Origin of the sequence: Candidatus Sulfurimonas marisnigri, from assembly GCF_015265475.1 — a bacterium.
In the GTDB taxonomy this organism is placed as follows: Bacteria; Campylobacterota; Campylobacteria; order Campylobacterales; family Sulfurimonadaceae; genus Sulfurimonas; species Sulfurimonas marisnigri.
In genome coordinates, this window is sequence record NZ_CP054493.1 from 1,197,002 (window position 1) to 1,215,927 (window position 18,926).

Below are 18,926 nucleotides of genomic sequence, written 5' to 3' on the forward strand. Positions count from 1 at the left end.
AAATGACAATTAAAAAACAGTTGACTACGGCACTATGGTTAGTAGGCTCGATACCATTTATAGTAATAGCACTTACATCTTATTATAAATCAAGTACAGCTCTATCTTTAGAAGCAGTTGATAAAATGGAGATGGCAAGAGATTTAAAGAAAAATCAGCTACTTGGTTATTTTGAAATGCTTAAAGGAAGTGTTGAGAGCTTTTCTGAAAACAGAAATCTTCATGTAATGTATGATGAATTAGTAGTACTGCATAATAAATATAATGTTACTCCAGATGGTCCATGGAATATAACTACTAACTCCGAAGTATTGGATGTTTATGCTAGGTATGATAATTATTTTAGAAAATATATGGATGATAATAATCTTGCTGACATTACTATTATGTGTGCAAAGCATGGACATGTTATGTACTCGGTACAAAAAAACTCTGATCTTGGTCAAAACCTTATAACAGGAGAACTCCGCAATAGTCCTCTTGCGGAGGCATTTAATATAGCTCTTAAAGATAAAGAGTCACATTTGACTGACATGAGTCCTTACTCGCCATTAAAAGGCTCACCAGTTATGTTTCTTGGAGCCCCTATATCTGAAGCTGGTAAAGTAGAGTCTGTGATTACGGTTCAGATTGATTCTAGATTAATTAATAAAATTATGCATGACCGTACAGGAATGGGCGAAACAGGAGAGACATATTTAGTTGGACAAGACTCTCTTATGAGAAGTGACAGCTTTATAGATCCGAAAAATCGCACAGTTTATGCTTCATTTAAAAACCCTTCAGTGGGGTCAGTAAAAACAAGTTCTGCGAAGAATGCTTTATCTGGAGAGACAGGCACAGATATTATTGTGGATTATGAGGGTGACTATGTTATGTCAGCTTATACCCCATTTGAATTTCTTGATTTGAAATGGGCAGTTATTGCTGAAATTGAAAGAGATGAAATATTTGCAGCTGTTATAGAGCTTCGTAATTATACGTTAATAATGGCGGCTATTTTTGCTATTCTTGTAATATCTGCTGCTTTGCTCCTAGGAAGTTTTATTACAAAGCCAATTATAAATGCTGTTAAATCTATTATTGAATCGAACGAGCAAGTGTTAAGTGCTTCTACAGAGATTGCAGATTCTGCTACAGCTCTTGCAGAAGGTGCGAGTGAGCAAGCTAGTAGTGTTGAGCAAGTTAGTGCTACAGTAGAAGAGTCTACAGCAATTAATAATCAAAATTCAACTAACTCTCGTGAAGCTGATATCCTAGCTAAAGATGCTAAAGCTTCTGCTGAGAATGGTTCTAAAAAAGGTGAAGAATTAATAGAATCGATGAATGAGATTAATAAATCAAGTGAGAGAATTTCTAAAATTATCAAAACAATTGATGAGATTGCTTCACAAACAAAACTTCTGGCACTTAATGCTGCAGTAGAAGCTGCCCGTGCAGGTGAACATGGTCTAGGGTTTGCAGTTGTTGCAGATGAAGTTAAAAGTCTTGCTCAACGCTCCTCAGATGCTTCTACTGAGACAGCGGCTATTATCGAAGAGTCAATTGCTCAAACAAAAAAAGGTGCAGAGATAGCTAAACTTACTTCTCAATCATTTGAAGATATTCTAGACCGTATAAATAAAACATCTAACCTTATAAGTGAAATTTCTGTATCTGCAAAAGAACAGAGTGATGGAATGAATCAAATTGCTATAGCAATAAGCGAAATAGACCAAGTTACACAACAAAATGCAGCTACAAGCGAAGAGACAGCCGCATCTTCAGAAGAACTTAGTGCACAAGCAGTATCTATGAAAGAAACTGTAAATATTATTGCTGCCATGGTTGGTGAATCAACAACTATATCTGAAAATACACATACGATAAATCAAGTAAAACGTTCTCCAAAAAAAGCTAAATCTGTAAGGTCGTATTCAAGAGGTTCTAAAGATATCTTTCCATTAGATGAAGAAGACCTTAAGGAGTTTTAGATGACTATTGATGGTGATACTCTTGAAATTGAGCTTGATATGGATATTAAAGATGTACTTGAACTAAAAAACTTTATAGTTGATAGACTTGAGTATATTGAAGCTGTTTCACTTATAGGAGAGATGAATGAATTTTCTTCATCCTCACTATTGCAGTTGCTTTTTAGTATAAAAAAATCTAAACCATCAATTACAATAAATGCAATTGATACAGATTTAAAGTTAGAGAATTATGGTGTAATACATTGGGTAAATAATGACTAAAGAGCAGATACGAGATATATTCATTGAAGAAGCAACGGAGATTATTGAAAAGTTAGATGTTGATATTATTAATTTTGAAGATAATCCGCAAGATAAAGATTTACTGAATGAACTATTTCGTGGCGTACATACTTTAAAAGGAAGTGCCAACTCTTTCGGATTTACTAGACTTGGTGAGTTTGTGCACCATTTTGAAGATGTGCTTGATTATTACCGAAATACAAATGATATTGTAAATCCACAAAACATTGATCTATTTTTATCTTCTGTTGACATAATTAAAGATGTTATGTGGAGAGAAGTTGATGGTAACGAGGGTGTGCCAGATAATTTCAACAATATATTAGAAGGTATAAAATCTATTTTATCACAAAGTACAGTAGGTTCAAAAGTTGAACATGCTGATTTAGCAATTGACTTTTCAGAACAAGCAAAAGTAATAAAAAGTAATTTCAGTGAAGAAGATATTATTAGAATGAAGAGTACACTAAATTATGGAGAAGAGTTATATCACATTTCTTTAACCCTTGACGATGATATATTTTTTCGTGGGTTTGATCATGCACGACTCTTCAAGCTACTTAGTGATGAAGGTCAGATACTTGAATCTTGGTGGAATATGGATGATATTCCCACTCTTGATGAACTGAATCCGGAGAGAAGCAGTATTAAACATGTAGATGTTTTTTTCGCTTCTGATAAGCCATCAAGTGAAATTGAAGAGTTGTTTGAGTATATAGATGAACATGAATATAGTTTTGTACATGTAGAAAAAGATGTAGAAAAAAAACCTGAACCTGAACCACTAAGAGATGAAGATATTAAGTTCGGACGCAGGGAAATTGATAATGAAGTAAAAACATCTGGCCGTAGAGCAAACGATAGGGATGATACAAAAGCTGGAGTTGGTCGTAGAAAAAACGATGCACGCTCTTTTGTGAAAGTCGACACTACTAAGCTTGATGAACTTTTTGATTCAATTGGAGAAATGGTAATTGCACAAAATTTTCTTGCCGAAAACGAAGAGATAAAAAAGATTAAAAGTGAGGGTATTACAAAAACTATAAATGTCCTTTCAAAAATTACACGTTTAATTCAAAATAGAGTTATGTCACTACGAATGGTAGCCGTAAGTGATACTTTTGAGAAAATGAAACGGGTTGCTCGCGATGCAAGCAAAAAAGTAAATAAAGAGATATCTTTAGAAATTTATGGCGCTGATACTGAAATAGATAAAACAATGGTAGATGCTCTTTCTGATCCTCTTATCCATATCATGCGTAATGCAATTGACCATGGCCTGGAAGATTGCACAGAAGACAGGATTGCAGTAGATAAAACAGCTATAGGTATTATAGGACTAAGAGCATTTCACAGGGGTGGAAATATAGCCATTGAAGTTTCTGATGATGGACGAGGTATAAACCGTGATAAAGTCTTTTCTAAAGCAGTAGAGCGTGGACTGATTGAAGAAGATGATGATTTAACTGACGCTCAGGTATTTTCACTAATTATGCAGGCTGGTTTTTCTACAGCAGATGTAATTAGTGATATATCTGGTCGCGGAGTTGGTCTTGATGTTGTACGCTCATCAATTGAAAAGTTGCATGGACGAGTTGAGATAGCTTCTGAGGTTGGAAAAGGTTCTACTTTTACTATTTTACTTCCATTAACCTTAGCTATTATCGATGGTATGATTGTTAAAAGTGCCGGTGATACCTTTATTATTCCAACACTCTCTGTAGTCGAATCATTTATTCCCTCCAAAGAGATTGTTCACTCCATTAAACGAAAAGGTGAATTTGTTGATTTAAGAGGAGAGATGATTCCTGTAGTAAGATTAAATCATGTGCTTGAAATTGGTGAAGCTAAACCTAATATTTGGGAATCTACACTTATGTGCGTCGAGAGTGAAAAAGGCAAATATGCTATTTTGGTAGATGACCTTGTTGGAAGACAACAGGTAGTTATAAAATCACTTGGTTCAACGCTTTCAAGAATAAAGGAGCTATCAGGCAGTGCTATTATGGGTAGTGGAGAAATTGCTCTTATTCTAAATGTAGAAGAATTGCTTATTCAAGGATGCATAAAGTAGTGAGTATAGAAGAAAATCTAAGTATTTCAGAATTCAAGATGTTCCAAAAACTTATTTATAATGATATCGGAATTTCATTGGCGGATCATAAGCGTACACTTGTTCAATCACGACTTAGAAAATGGATAAGGGAGTTTGAACTAGCAAACTATCAAGAGCTTTATGAAAAAATAGCTAACGATAATAGTGGTCAAATGCTGATGATGCTAGTCAATGCGATTACAACAAATGTAACATCTTTTTTTCGCGAAGAGAGTCAGTGGATTTATTTACAAAATAATTTAACTGAAATTTTCGACATAAAAAATAAACGTATTCGTATCTGGTCAGCAGCTTGTTCTAGTGGACAAGAGCCTTACAGTATCATTATTTTTTTAAAAGAGCATTTGAAAAATTTTGATGAATGGGATATTAAAATTTTAGCAACAGATATATCTGAAGAAATTTTACTAAAAGCTACTAGTGGTATTTATGTAAAAAAAGAGCTAGAAGGTATGCCAAAGAATATACTAATAAAGTATTTTAACGGTTATAAAGATGAATCATTTATGGTTAAAGATGAAATTAAACAATACGTAGTTTTTCGTACTTTCAATCTTGTTACAGGTGATTTTTCAATTTTTAAAAATAATTTTAATATTGTTTTTTGTCGTAATGTGATGATTTATTTTGACCGTCAAACACAAAATCAACTTTTTGAACAGTTTGCAAAATTACTTGAAAAAAAATCACGACTATTTATTGGACATTCAGAATCAATACATCAAAAAAATTATACGTATAAATTAGTAGCACCATCAATATATAAACTTAATTAAGGAAGACATTATGGAGATTTCAAGAATTACAGATAGCGAGCTACTTAAAGAGATTGGGCGCCGTTTTGAAGAGAAGAAAGCTTCTATTTCAGAGATGGAGTTTATGACAAAAAAACTTCTTGAGCTTAATGAAAAAAATAAAAATTCACAAGAGGTTAAAAGTCAATTTTTATCTCTTATTAGAAATGAGTTTAATAACCCTATGTCGTCATTACTAAACATAACAAATATGATAGTAAAAAAAACAACAGATCAAAAAATTGCTAATTTATCAGCTATGATGCAGAGTGAGTTGCTAAAATTAGATTTTAGCTTAAAAAATATTTTTGCTGCTTCAGAGATAGAAGCAGGAGAGACTGCTAATGACTACTCTTCTGTTAATATTGAAAGTATTTTTAACGAAAAGCTAGACTACTTTAGTTTTCTAATTGAAGAAAAATCTTTAAAACTAAAATATATAGATGGATGCAAAGAAAAAGTTATTTCAGATTCTCAAAAGATAGATATTATTCTACTCAATTTAATATCAAATGCGTGTGAATACTCATACAAGAACTCTGAAATCATAGTATCTGTTGAGTGTAATGACAAAAATTACATAATTAAAGTAGAAGATTCAGGAGAGGGTGTGTATGAAGAGCACACTAAAGAGATATATAATCGTTTTACGCACTTTGAAACAGGAAATACAAGAGCTACGGCTGGATTAGGCCTTGGACTTAGTGTTGCTCGAGGAATGGTAGAAGCTCTTGACGGTACGATTGATAATACCATAGAAAATGGGAAGACAGTTTTTACAGTTTTAATAAGTAAAATAGATGAAAGAGACATTGATATATCGACAGGAGTAGGTTCTAATGAGTTTATATTTGACCATGGTGACGGGATAGTGGAATTTTAGCATGTACATAAAGAAATTTATCCATGTTGGAGAAATTCATATTGGTGCAAGAGAAACTGAAATTAGTACAATTTTAGGTTCTTGTATTTCAGTTTGTATTTATGATTATGTACGTTGCGTTGGTGGAATGAACCATTATTTAGTGCCTTTGTGGAATGAAAATGGCCTTCAAAGCCCAAAGTATGGAAATATATCAATTCCTCGCTTGATAGAAAGTATGGTAAACATTGGTTGTGACACCAAAAATATGGAAGCTAAAATATTTGGTGGGGCAAATGTTATTGATGTTTCAAGCGTTGAGATGATGGTGGGACGAAAAAACATTTTAATTGCTAAAGAGATACTAAGAGAGTATGGTATTCCAATTGTAGCACAAGATGTGGGCGGTGAAAAAGGAAGACGAATTATGATGCGTAGTGATACTGGGAAAGTTTTTTTAAAATATACAAAAAGCAGTGATGAATAGTTATGGGGATAAAAGTCTTAGTAGTTGATGATAGTGCTACAGCAAGAGCTATTCTTACTGATATTTTAGAGAGTGATAGTGAGATTGAGAGTGTAATGACTGCTCCAGATGCTTATGTAGCTCGAGATAAAATACTAAAGTATAAACCAGATGTTATATGTTTAGATGTTGAGATGCCAAGAATGGATGGAATAACATTCTTAAGAAAACTGATGAAATACATGCCTATTCCAGTTGTAATGGTATCTTCTATTACAAAAAAAGGTGCCAGAACAACACTAGATGCTCTTGAAGCTGGTGCTGTTGATTTTGTTGCTAAGCCACACTCTAATATATATGAAAATTCTGATGAAATTCGAAGTGAACTTTTAGAAAAAGTAAAAAGTGCGGCTATGGCACAAGTAAATAAAGATATTAAAATAGATACAAATAGAAAAGTTTTTTATAAAGCATCTACTTTAGAGACTCCTCAAAAGCTTATTGTTCTTGGCTCATCGACAGGCGGTGTTGAGGCACTTAGGTTGTTTTTGGCTCAATTTCCAAGTAACAGTCCTGCTATATTATTAGTACAACATATGCCTGTAGATTTTACTAAACAATTTGCACAGAGACTTAACAGCACCTGTAAAATGGATGTTAAAGAAGCAAAAGATGGAGATACACTGGAAATAGGTCAAGTGTTGATTGCACCAGGTGATAAACATATGACATTAAAACGCTCAGGGCATAGGTATTACGTTCATATTGGTGGTAGAGAAAAAGTTTCAGGTCACTGCCCATCTGTTGATGTCATGTTTAACTCTGTGTCAAAAGTAGCAGGAGCAAATGCTGTTGGTGTTATTTTAACAGGTATGGGCTCTGATGGAGCAAAAGGACTTCTCAATATGAGTAAATCAGGAGCTATGACTTTTGGGCAAGATAAGCAAAGCTCTACGGTTTATGGTATGCCCAAAGCAGCATATGAGTTGGGTGGCGTTAAAAAACAAAATTCTTTAGATAAGCTCCCAAAAGATATTTTAGATTATTACAACCAGGATAATAAATGAGTAACCACAATAATATTTCTGAATTAAAAAAGTTGACAAAAGACTTAACAATTTTATATGTAGAAGATGATGATCAAATTAGAAAAAGTACAGCAGAAATTTTTTCGCACCTAGTACAAACAGTACATGTAGTGGTTGATGGGCAAGAGGGATTAGACCTTTATAAGGAGTATTTTTCAGATAATGGTAAATATTATGATATTGTAATAAGTGATATTCAGATGCCGCGTGTTGATGGTATTTCTATGAGTAAAATGATTTTAGAATTAAATAAAAAACAAAAAATCATTTTAATATCTGCACATGATGAACATATGCTTGAAGCAATCAATATGGGCATTGAAGGTTTTATTCAAAAGCCTTTAAAAAGTCAACAAGTTTTTGACGTATTAAAAAAAGTATCTTTAAACTTTCATTCTGATGATATTCAATATTTTAATGTACTTACTGAGGCTTCGATTATATCGAAATCAGATACAAAAGGTGTAATTACTTATGTAAATGATAATTTTTGTAAAATTACTGGATATTTAAGAGAAGAGATGCTCGGTCATCCGCATAGTATTTTCAAGCATCCAAATAACTCTGATGAAATTTATAAAGACTTGTGGGACACTATCTCTTCTGGTAAAATATGGAGAGACCGAATGGTAAATCTAAATAAAGATGGTTCTGAGTTTATTGCTGAAACTACGATAATACCACTCCTTGGCAGCAACGGAAGTATTAAAGAGTATATGGCAATTAGAAATGATGTTACAGAAGTGGTTCACTTTAAGAGAAAAATCTTCTTAGAAGAGCAGGAAAAAGCAAAACGAATTAAAGTTGCAGAGGCACAAAAATCTTTCCTTGTTGTGTTTACGCATGAACTTAAAACACCACTAAATGCTATTATTAATTTTACGAAATATGTAAAAAAACAGATAGAGTTGCCTAAAGAGTTAAATAAAGAAAAGCTCTCAAGCTTACTTGATTCTGTTTTGAGTAATGCAAACGATATGCTTGAAAATGTCACACAAATATTAGAGGTGTCTAAGTTAAATGCACATAAACTAACCTACAATTACTCAGTATTTAATGCAAAGGATATTGTTTCTGAAGTAATGAAAAGATATAATTCACTTATAACAGAAAAGAATATCAAAGTTGTATATGATATGCCAGATGATGTTCTAATAAGTAATGATATATTTCGCGTTAAACAGATTTTCTCAAATATAGTTTCAAACGCTATTAAGTACGGAAATAGTGAGATTAAAATTTCTATTTCAAATAAAGAACATTCAACAATTTCAGTAGAAGACAATGGGCCTGGAATAAAAGATAAAGATGCTATATTTAACCTTTATTCTCAAGAAGATGATGGACTATTAGAGAGAAAAAGTCAAGGTACTGGAGTTGGTCTATACTTTGTTAAACTTCTTTGTGCAGATTTACATATTAGTTACAAAGTTGAAGATAGAGATGAAGGTTCTGGAACTAAATTCATTCTTATATTTAATGAAAAAAAAGAAAAAGGTGAATAAAGATGAAAATATTAATTGTTGATGACAATAGAGATAATAGAATGACAGTTGAACTTCTATTGGAAGAGTTTGAGAATATAGAAACTTCTGAAGCCAAAGATGGTCAAGAAGCTGTTGATATGTGTAAAAATAAGCATTATGATATAATTTTCATGGATATTATGATGCCCAATGTTGACGGTATTAAGGCAACAAAAATTATAAAAGCGTTTGATAAAAAGGTGATGATACTAGCACTAAGTGCTTTAGATGATGATGAGTCAAAAAATCAAATGCTTTCTAATGGTGCGGAAGACTATATTGTTAAGCCCATAGAAAGTGGGCTTTTTCATCAAAGAATGAAAAATTACTTGCAAATTGTAGAGCTTCGTAAACGAAAGTTATACAACATAAATGCCACTAATGCTTTTACTGAAGAAATCTACTCAAGAACTATGGTATTTAACATTTCAACATTACAGTCATTATCTGAATTATGGGACTATTATTTAAATAACTCTTATTATCAAATAGAAAGCCTGGAAGATTGCATTAGAATGATATATGCTTATGGACAATTAATTTTAAAAAAAGACAATACGTTTACTATTGTCGCTGAAGAGAATGATGATAATTTATATTTAACACTCACCCCTCTAGATGTTATAGGCGAATTGGTTATACAAAGAACATTAGTAAAAAACTATAGTTCTGCTGTTTTTATTCTTAAAGATAAAGAACTCTCTTTTCGTCTTCCAAAAGCAAAACCAATTACTATTGAGAAAGTTGAAAAGATTGAAGTTACTGATTATCAACAAGATATTTTAGCTAAGGTACATTTTGATAAAACTACAGCAGTAGAATATGTAGACAACACAGCAGTTTATGTTATTGACAAAATAGAAATTCTTGAGAACACACTACGAGAAGTTGAAGTCAAAGCAATTGACTTTGAGAAAGATGCCAAAAAGAATACTTTATTTGAGATTACAGAGTTATTTATGGAATATATACATGTTGTTGAAGAGCTGATGGAGTTTGAACATTTTGCATATGCACTTAAAACACTTAATGAGTTTATGAGAAATTTAGATATTGAACATGTTGACCCTGCTGATCATAAAAAGTTTGCTCTTTTATTTATACTTCTTTTAGATGATATCGGAGAGTGGAGAAATAATATATTCATTAAGCAAGAAGCAAACGATGTTCATTATCTTGACTCTTCACTTTTAAGCTCTTGTCTGCAATTGCAGTCTATATTTGAGAAAAAAGAAGTTTCTCAGCAAGACGAAGATGATTTTGAGCTATTTTAAAGTATTTAGGTAATAATTATATATGAAAAAAATTCTTATCATAAGTGATGGAGACATTGGGGATCATTTTATACATAGAACAATTGATACGTATTCAAGTGAAAATATCTACTATGTAGTTCAGAGAAAAGCTAAAGAATACAAAGGTGCAAATCCAAAACGTTTTAAGTTTTATGAGTTTGATTCAACAAGTTTATACAAACTATCAAACCTTCTGAAAATGGACTTTATTCAAGTTGTTATAACTATGGAAAATCTACTTGATGTTGAAAATACGATTAAAAATATTAGAACTATAAAAAAACAACTTAGAGTTATTGTTCTAAGCAGATGGAATTTGATTAATAAGGATCCAAACGTTCTTTTAATAAACTCAAATGAAATTTTAGCATCAAGACTTCTTGATTATTTACCTAATGTTCCAGTTATTGCCCAGAATGTTGGGATGGGAGAGGGTGAAATAATGGAAGTGCTGGTTCCATTTGGAAGCTCATTTGTATATAGACACATAGGTGTAATTGAGCAAAAGAATTGGCGAATAGTAGCAATTTATAGAAACAGAGAATTAGTTATGCCAAATCGTCGCAGAATGATTCAGCCAAATGACTTACTCCTTTTAGTTGGAGACCCTACAGTTTTAAAATCAGTTTACCGTGCAATTAAAAGAGAACTTGGACAGTTTCCTGAGCCATTTGGGTCTAATCTTTACATCTATATTGATATGAATATTGTCAATTTGGAAACTATAGAAAATTTTGTAAAAATGGCAGTTTTTACATATAAAAAATTAAACCATAAACTATTTATAAAAATAGTAAACCCTAACAATATATCTATCATTTGGAAGATTAAAGAATATATGGATGATGATATCATGGTAGATATAGATTATAATAGTTTAAATTTAAAAGAGAGTTTTTTCAGTGATATTAAGACTCACCATATTGGATTAGTTATTGTATCTAGAGAGATGTTTAAAAATTATCATATGAGACAAACTCTCTATGAAGCACATGTTCCTGTTCTTAAAATTGCTGATAAAACTTTCTCTTCAGTTAAGGATGCAGTTATAATTTTGAGTGATAACCGTGATATAGAAAAAATTTCATCTACAATATTTGATATATCTGAGCAGATGAATTTTAATATAGAACTTTATAACTATACGAATGAACACCAAGATGCAAAAGAGCAGGTAATAGAACACTATTATAATTTATCAACAATTTTTTCAAAAAATATAAAAGTTATTAAAGAGAGTGAAAATCCTATTAAAATTTTAAAACAAAAAGATGATTTTATTCAGCTTTTACCGTTTACAAGAAAGTTAACTAAAAGACGAATTTATTCTCTTCTCTCAACTGATAGTGAAAAACTATACCATAAACTTGATGATTATCATCAGATTTTTATTCCTGTGCAGATTTGAGATAGAAATTTATCAAAATATTAGTTTGTTTTAAGTATTATATATCCAATTATATAATATACAAATCTGGATAAACAATGCAAGTAAATATAGCTCTTAAAAAAGTTGTTGACAACTCATACGATATAACAATAAATACTCTCCCAACACTTCATCTTGACACTAAAGTAGCAATCGTAACTAATGAAACAGTCTCTGCTATTCATTTAGAATATTTACTAACAAAGGTTTCTGCAAAAGAGCTACATGTAGTAACTTTAAAAGATGGTGAAAAATATAAAAATCAAGAGAGTATAGATACAATTTTAGAGTCATTATTTGAAAATCGTTTTAATCGCAAATCTATCTTGATTGCTTTTGGCGGTGGTGTAATTGGAGATATGACTGGTTTTGCTGCAAGTATATATCAGAGAGGTATAGATTTTATTCAGATTCCAACAACTCTTCTTTCTCAAGTTGATGCTAGCGTTGGTGGGAAAACCGGAATGAATAATAAGTATGGGAAAAACCTTGTTGGAGCATTTCATCAGCCCAAAGCTGTATATATTGACCCATATTTTTTAACAACACTTCCATCTCGCGAATTTAGTGCTGGTGTCGCTGAAATAGTGAAAATGGCAGTGACTTTTAATAAAGATTTTTTTGAATTTTTAGAGTGTTCTGATCTTAATAACCCTGAAGTTTTACAAGAAGTTATAAAACAAGCAGTTTCAACAAAAGCAGATGTTGTGACTAAAGATGAAAAAGAGCACGGAATACGTGCAGCCCTTAACTATGGACATACTTTTGGACATGTAATAGAAAATGAAACAAAATATAAAAAATATCTACATGGTGAAGCTGTAGCTATTGGCATGGTTATGGCAAATGATGTAGCTGTAAAAATGAATCTTATGAGTGAAAAAGAAGCTGCACGAGTAAAAGCACTGCTAGAAAAATATAATCTACCAACTTCATACAAAATAGAAAACTCTCGCAGTTTTTATGAAGCATTTTTCTTAGATAAAAAAAGCTCTGATTCTGCGATAACATTCATTATTCCTATAGGAATTGGAAATGTAACAATTACAGACAAAGTAGACATAGGAACAATCATGTGTGTTTTAAACAAGTTTGGAGAATCTTAATGAAGATAATATTTTTATATTTTCTATTAACTTCATCTTTGTTACTTGCTGAGAGTGTAGATAAAAGTATTGTTACAGACAAGCAGGAGATTCTAAAACAAGAGCTTGAAAAAGAGGATCTTAAAAAAGAAAAAATAGCTGAATATGTTTTAGAATTGGAGAATCTTGAAGTAAATATAGAAAATAAAGATAGTGTTTGGACGAAAAGTTATGCCTCTTATTTAACATCTTTAGAAGTTAGAGAAAGTTTGGAGAAGATTAAAAAAAGAATAGATTTTTTACAAAGAAAAAGAAAAAAATCTGTTACTCAAAAAGATGAGTTAGATGCACTTGTATCAAAAGAGAAAATTTTAACATCGCAAATAGAAAAACTAAAGAAAAAAGACAGCTCTCCTTTTGCAAATATTTTAACTCCACCTAGTATCGATGAAACTGTAGTAATTACAAACCCATTTGATATATTTACTGGAATCTCTTTGATTAAAACAGTGGAAAAAGACTACAGTGAATATGTGCTGCAAAAAGATGAGTTAAGTGAACTGATATCATTATTAAGATTGCAGATATCTATCTATAAAGAGATAGAAGCTATAGATACTGATGGTAAATATAAAGAAGCAGCAAAGAGAAAATCAAAGCAACTAGAGAGATTTGAGACAGCACTTGATACTATGAGTGTTACCTCTGAGGTTTATCAAAAAAGATTAGAAATTGTAGAGATAAATATTAATAAAGCTATTGAAGTTCAAATGCTGAAAATTGTAAGAATAGGTGTTATAGTTTTAGTTGTTTTTATTATATTTTTTCTCCTTAAATTGATTGTTAAAAAATATATAACTGACAATGAACGATTTTATATGGCAAATAAAATTATTACATTTGCAAATTTTACGTTAATAATTTTAATTCTATTTTTTAATTATATTGAAAATGTCGCATACTTGGTTACAATACTTGGGTTCGCCTCAGCCGGTATCGCTATTGCTATGAAAGATTGGTTTATGAGCATCTTGGGATGGCTTGTAATAGTCTTTGGCGGGAGCATTCATGTTGGAGATAGAATTCGCGTAGATATGGACGGAATGAAGTATGTTGGTGATGTTATGGATATTTCACTTCTTCGAATGACGATACTTGAAGATATTACGCTGACATCTGTTATGCAAAATAGAAGAGCGGGAAGAATTATTTTTGTACCAAATAATTATGTCTTTACAAGAATGATTGCAAACTACACTCACAGCACACTTAAAACTGTTTGGGATGGTGTAAATATCACTATATCATTTGATTCAAATCATAAAAAAGCGATGCAAATCTGTAAAGAGATAACTAAAAAATACTCTAAAGGTTATACCGATATAACTAGAAAACAGTTAAATAAACTGAGAAACCAGTATAGTCTTAAAAATACAAATGTTGAACCCAGGATTTTTTCATTTATTGAACAAAATGGTATATCAATTGATGCATGGTATTTGACGAACGCTTATGCAACTCTTACTTTAAGAAGTGTAATATCTGTTGAGATAGTTGATGCTTTTAATGCTGAAGATGATATTACTATTGCATACCCAACTCAAAAACTACATGTAGAAACAGTTAGAAAAAAACCACCTTTTGATGAAAATGAAGTTGTATAGATGAAAAAAAAGGTTTATTTTAAAACTTTTGGTTGCAGAACTAACCTTTATGACTCTCAGGTTATGATGGGTGCTATGCAAGATTATGATGTTACAGAGATTGAAAGTGAAGCCGATGTTGTTGTAATAAATTCGTGCACTGTAACTAATGGAGCCGATTCTCATGTTCGTTCATATCTATCACATGTAGAAAAAAGCAGTGGTGCTAAAGTTTTCTTAACAGGTTGCGGAGCACATACAAAAGGTGAAAAACTACTTACTCAGGGAAGGGTTCAAGGGGTATTTGGTCAAAGTGAAAAATTGAAAATAGATTCAATGTTGAGTAAAGATAAACCTTTTTACGAGCCTGGTGATTTAAACCATATTGATGAAGCAGTTGTTGATGATTTTGTCGGAATGAGCAGGGCGTTTATAAAAATTCAAGAGGGGTGTAGTTTTCGCTGTTCTTACTGCATTATCCCATTTGTACGTGGTGATGCAAGAAGTATGGATGAGGATAGAATTTTAGAGCAAATCAGAAGCCTAGCTCTAAACGGTTTTGGTGAATTTATCTTAACTGGCACTAATGTTGGAAGCTATGGTCAAAAAACAGATAGTTCTCTCGCACTACTTATGAAAAAAATATCACAAATTCGCGGTGTCAGACGCATACGATTAGGGAGTGTTGAGCCTATTCAAATAACAGATGAGTTTAAAGAGATACTTGGTGAGCCTTGGCTTGAAAGGCATCTTCACATAGCGCTTCAACACACTTCTCCACAAATGTTAAAACATATGAATAGAAGGAATATCTACAAACAAGATAGAGAACTCTTTGAACTTTTAGCATCCAAAGGCTTTGCTATTGGTACTGACTTTATTACCGGTCATCCAGGTGAGAGTCAAGAGCTTTGGAATGAGGCTATGATAAATGTAAAAGATTTACCTCTTACTCATCTGCATGCTTTTACATATTCAAAAAGAGACGGTACTCCATCTGCTACAATGAAGCTAGAAGTTAACGGTAAAGTAGCAAAAGAGCGATTACATGAATTAGAGTCTATTGTTAAAGCAAAAAACCTAGAATTTAGAAAAGCTTTTAATGGCGAACTGGAAGTTTTAATAGAGAATGAAAAAGATGGTCTATATATTGGTTATGACCAATATTTTAATAAAATATCAGTAGAGTCCGATGAAGACCTTGTTGGTAATTGGCTAAGTATTAAAGATTATAAAATAAAAAAGGAGTTTAATTATGCTAGAGTCTAAGTCAAACAGAGTAGCTCTTTATGCATCAGCTTTTTTAGTGATTATCTTAGTTCTATTTGCAATGCTTAGAGATAATGCAGATAAAATAACTCTTAACGATGCAACTGAAATCCTGGATAACCATTTAGTTAAAAAAGTAGTTGTTTCTAAAGATTATGTTTACCTTAAAACAGATAAAGATTTTTACAAAATAGCATCATCCCAAGTTACTCCTAAGATGTTTATAGACTATCAAGTTGAAGTTGACAGTGGTTCAAATATAATTGTATATCTACTTTTTTTAGTTTTATTTTTAGGTATAGGGAGCCTTGTGTTTAGGTGGCTTCAAAAAAGTCCACTAAAAATAGGTAGAAGTATACAAAAAGATTTATCTATTTCTGCTTATGAGACAACAAGACCAATTGAATCAACAAAAAGTGATGTTACCTTCAATGATATTGGCGGAATAAGTGATGTTAAAATAGAGCTGGAAGAGATTATAGATTTTATGAAAAACCCAAAACGGTATAAAACTTTTGGTGCAAGAATGCCAAGAGGTGTCCTTTTAGTTGGCCCTCCTGGTGTAGGTAAAACTATGATTGCCAAAGCCGTTGCTAATGAGGCAGGTGTGCCTTTTTACTATCAAAGTGGTGCCTCATTTGTACAAATATATGTTGGGATGGGTGCAAAAAGAGTTCATGAACTTTTCAGCGCTGCCAAAAACAATTCCCCATCTATTATATTTATAGATGAAATAGATGCAGTTGGTAAAACAAGAGATGGGCAAAGAAATGACGAAAGAGAAGCAACTCTCAATCAGCTTCTAACAGAGATGGATGGTTTTGAAAATTCCAGTGGAGTGATAGTAATAGCTGCTACCAATAAGATAGATATATTGGACTCTGCACTTCTTCGCGCAGGTAGATTTGACAGAAGAGTTTTTGTTGAGCTTCCGACAAAAAGGGAGAGAGAATCTATTTTATCAAAATATTTAGCTCAAATTCCCCACGAGCTAGATGTTAAGGCAATAGCAAATATGACAGTTGGATTCAATGGTGCATCTTTGGCTGCATTGGTAAATGAAGCAGCTCTTCTTTCAATAAGACAACATGATTTTCAAGTTACTATTGATCATTTTCATCACGTAAAAGATAAGGTTATGTTTGGAAAGAAAAAGCTTCAGATGTTAAGTGATAAACAAAAGGAGTATAGAGTAACTTATCAAGCGGCTAAAGTTACATGTGCTACTTACTTTAACTTGCCGTTTGAGAAGTTGATGCTCTCAAGTGAGAAACTAACCCCAAGAACAGACGATCCATTAATTAAACATGAATTGGAATCAAGAGTTAAGATGTTGTTAGCTGGCATGGTAGCCTGTGGCATTAAATTTAATGAGCATGCCAGTAGTGCAAAAGTTGATTTAGACGAAGCAAAAGAGATAGTTAATAAAATGCTTCAAGAGTATGGCATGGGTGAATCATTATTAGCTAAAGATAAAGAGCAAGAAATCTTTATGAGTAGACTTTATGATGAGACTAGGATTTTGTTAGAATCTTTATTGGAAGTTATAAATAAAGTTGAGAATGTTCTCTATGAGAGAGAAAGTATTACAAAGGAAGATGTTAAAATATTTATAGATAAATATTTATAGATAAATTGTTTTTAAGCAGAAAAAAACTTGTTTATTTGGGGGTGTATTATGAAAGTATTACTTACTGGTGCAAACGGTTATATTGGTAGAAGATTAAAAAGCCTGCTTATCTTAGAAAAAGATATTAACCTGAGGATATTTGTTCGAAATAAAGAAAAATTATCTAAAAACATACTTGATAATTATGAAGTAATAGAAGGCGATACCTTTAATAAAGAAGCTTTGGCTGAAGCTTTGTCTGGAATTGATACTGCTTATTATTTAATTCACTCTCTAAATAAAGATAATTACAAAGTTCTTGATAATAAATCGGCTGAAAATTTTATACAAATTGCAAGCGACTGTGGTGTTAAAAGAGTAATTTACCTTGGTGGATTAGGTGTTAAGAATGATTTTACAAGTCAACATCTCTTAAGTCGTATTGAAACTGGTGAGATTTTAAGTTCATGTAGTAGTGTCCAAACTATATGGATAAGAGCTGGAGTAATTATAGGCTCTGGAAGTGCCAGTTTTGAAATTATTCGTAATCTTGTAGAGAAGTTACCGCTAATGATAACACCAAAGTGGGTTAATACTTACGCACAACCAATCGCAATAGATGATGTGATGAATTACCTTGTTTCGTCTTTATATTTAGAATATAGAAAAAATATTATAGTTGATGTTGGTTCTACAAAAATGAGATATAAAGATATGCTGCTGAAAACGGCAACTGCGCTTGAGCTAAAAAGATATCTTATAGCTGTACCATTTCTGAGTATAAATTTTTCTTCTTATTGGTTAAATTTAATCACACCGGTTCCTTATAAGGTTGCAAAAGTATTAATAGAGGGGCTTAAGTCAGAAGTAACAATACAAAATAACAATGCAAAAGAGTATTATCCACAAATAAAGCCTATTGGCTATATTGAGGCTGTAATAAAAGCTGTTATTGAGATAGAGCAAAATCAAGTACTAAGCAGATGGAGTGATACAGATGATACTACTTGGGATGTTAACCATATAAATCAAATCAATGATGCTATATATGTTGACAGAAAAGAGGTTAATATTAGTTCTTTTGATAAATCGAAGATATTTAAATCCATTACTTCTATTGGTGGTGAAAATGGTTGGTTTAGTTACACTTTCTTATGGAAGATAAGAGGAGCAATTGATAAAGTATTTGGCGGAGTTGGACTAAGTAGAGGTAGAAGGGATCATAGTAATTTAAGACTTGGTGATTGTTTGGATTTTTGGAGAGTTGTAGATATAAAAGAAAATGAAAGACTATTGCTTTTTGCACAAATGAAATTACCTGGATTGGCATGGCTAGAGTTTAAAATAGATGGTGACAAACTGATTCAATCGGCATACTTTTATCCTAAAGGTATCTTAGGCCGTATTTATTGGTATATTCTTATACCTCTTCACTATTTTATTTTTAAAAATATGATAAATAGTATTCTTAAAAAAAGCAGTTGAT

Annotated in this window: 15 protein-coding genes; all 15 read left to right on the plus strand. The window is 31.9% G+C overall.

What is annotated here, in order from left to right; genetic code table 11:
- Window positions 1-2: 2 nt before the first annotated feature.
- The 15 genes from HUE87_RS06025 (at window position 3) to HUE87_RS06095 (ending at window position 18,925) form a co-directional block, all read left to right on the plus strand.
- Complete coding sequence (locus HUE87_RS06025; RefSeq protein WP_229855251.1) at window positions 3-1,973, plus strand: methyl-accepting chemotaxis protein; 1,971 nt, start codon at window positions 3-5, stop codon at window positions 1,971-1,973.
- Window positions 1,974-2,237 carry a hypothetical protein gene (locus HUE87_RS06030; RefSeq protein ID WP_194367816.1) on the plus strand — a complete coding sequence of 88 codons (264 nt, stop codon included), beginning with the start codon at window positions 1,974-1,976 and terminating at the stop codon, window positions 2,235-2,237.
- Window positions 2,230-4,332 (plus strand): chemotaxis protein CheA, encoded by a 2,103-nt coding sequence (locus tag HUE87_RS06035; protein ID WP_194367817.1) that lies wholly within the window; start codon window positions 2,230-2,232, stop codon window positions 4,330-4,332. Before HUE87_RS06030 ends, HUE87_RS06035 begins: the two co-directional genes overlap by 8 nt.
- Window positions 4,332-5,150 (plus strand): CheR family methyltransferase, encoded by an 819-nt coding sequence (locus HUE87_RS06040; RefSeq protein WP_229855252.1) that lies wholly within the window; start codon window positions 4,332-4,334, stop codon window positions 5,148-5,150. The genes HUE87_RS06035 and HUE87_RS06040 overlap by 1 nt, the downstream gene beginning before the upstream one ends.
- A gap of 10 nt (window positions 5,151-5,160) precedes the next feature.
- A complete protein-coding gene (locus HUE87_RS06045) occupies window positions 5,161-6,051 on the plus strand; it encodes a sensor histidine kinase (RefSeq protein ID WP_194367819.1) in 891 nt (296 codons plus the stop codon).
- Window position 6,052: 1 nt separating this feature from the next.
- Window positions 6,053-6,517, plus strand: coding sequence for a chemotaxis protein CheD (locus HUE87_RS06050; protein ID WP_194367820.1), 465 nt, complete (start codon window positions 6,053-6,055; stop codon window positions 6,515-6,517).
- A 2-nt stretch (window positions 6,518-6,519) separates the two neighbouring features.
- Window positions 6,520-7,563, plus strand: a complete 1,044-nt coding sequence (locus HUE87_RS06055) for a protein-glutamate methylesterase/protein-glutamine glutaminase (protein WP_194367821.1) — start codon at window positions 6,520-6,522, stop codon at window positions 7,561-7,563.
- Window positions 7,560-9,089 (plus strand): hybrid sensor histidine kinase/response regulator, encoded by a 1,530-nt coding sequence (locus tag HUE87_RS06060; protein WP_194367822.1) that lies wholly within the window; start codon window positions 7,560-7,562, stop codon window positions 9,087-9,089. The genes HUE87_RS06055 and HUE87_RS06060 overlap by 4 nt, the downstream gene beginning before the upstream one ends.
- Before the next feature lie 2 nt (window positions 9,090-9,091).
- Window positions 9,092-10,384, plus strand: a complete 1,293-nt coding sequence (locus HUE87_RS06065) for a response regulator (protein WP_194367823.1) — start codon at window positions 9,092-9,094, stop codon at window positions 10,382-10,384.
- Between the two features lie 22 nt (window positions 10,385-10,406).
- Window positions 10,407-11,813 (plus strand): COG3400 family protein, encoded by a 1,407-nt coding sequence (locus HUE87_RS06070; protein ID WP_194367824.1) that lies wholly within the window; start codon window positions 10,407-10,409, stop codon window positions 11,811-11,813.
- 77 nt (window positions 11,814-11,890) lie between these two features.
- Window positions 11,891-12,940, plus strand: a complete 1,050-nt coding sequence (aroB, locus tag HUE87_RS06075; RefSeq protein ID WP_194367825.1) for a 3-dehydroquinate synthase — start codon at window positions 11,891-11,893, stop codon at window positions 12,938-12,940.
- Window positions 12,940-14,583 (plus strand): mechanosensitive ion channel family protein, encoded by a 1,644-nt coding sequence (locus tag HUE87_RS06080; RefSeq protein WP_194367826.1) that lies wholly within the window; start codon window positions 12,940-12,942, stop codon window positions 14,581-14,583. The genes aroB and HUE87_RS06080 overlap by 1 nt, the downstream gene beginning before the upstream one ends.
- Window positions 14,584-15,831, plus strand: coding sequence for a tRNA (N(6)-L-threonylcarbamoyladenosine(37)-C(2))-methylthiotransferase MtaB (mtaB, locus tag HUE87_RS06085; RefSeq protein WP_194367827.1), 1,248 nt, complete (start codon window positions 14,584-14,586; stop codon window positions 15,829-15,831). It abuts the gene before it with no gap.
- Window positions 15,818-17,461 carry an AAA family ATPase gene (locus HUE87_RS06090; protein WP_194367828.1) on the plus strand — a complete coding sequence of 548 codons (1,644 nt, stop codon included), beginning with the start codon at window positions 15,818-15,820 and terminating at the stop codon, window positions 17,459-17,461. Before mtaB ends, HUE87_RS06090 begins: the two co-directional genes overlap by 14 nt.
- A 48-nt stretch (window positions 17,462-17,509) precedes the next feature.
- Window positions 17,510-18,925, plus strand: coding sequence for an SDR family oxidoreductase (locus HUE87_RS06095; protein ID WP_194367829.1), 1,416 nt, complete (start codon window positions 17,510-17,512; stop codon window positions 18,923-18,925).
- The last annotated feature ends 1 nt before the right edge of the window (window position 18,926 follow it).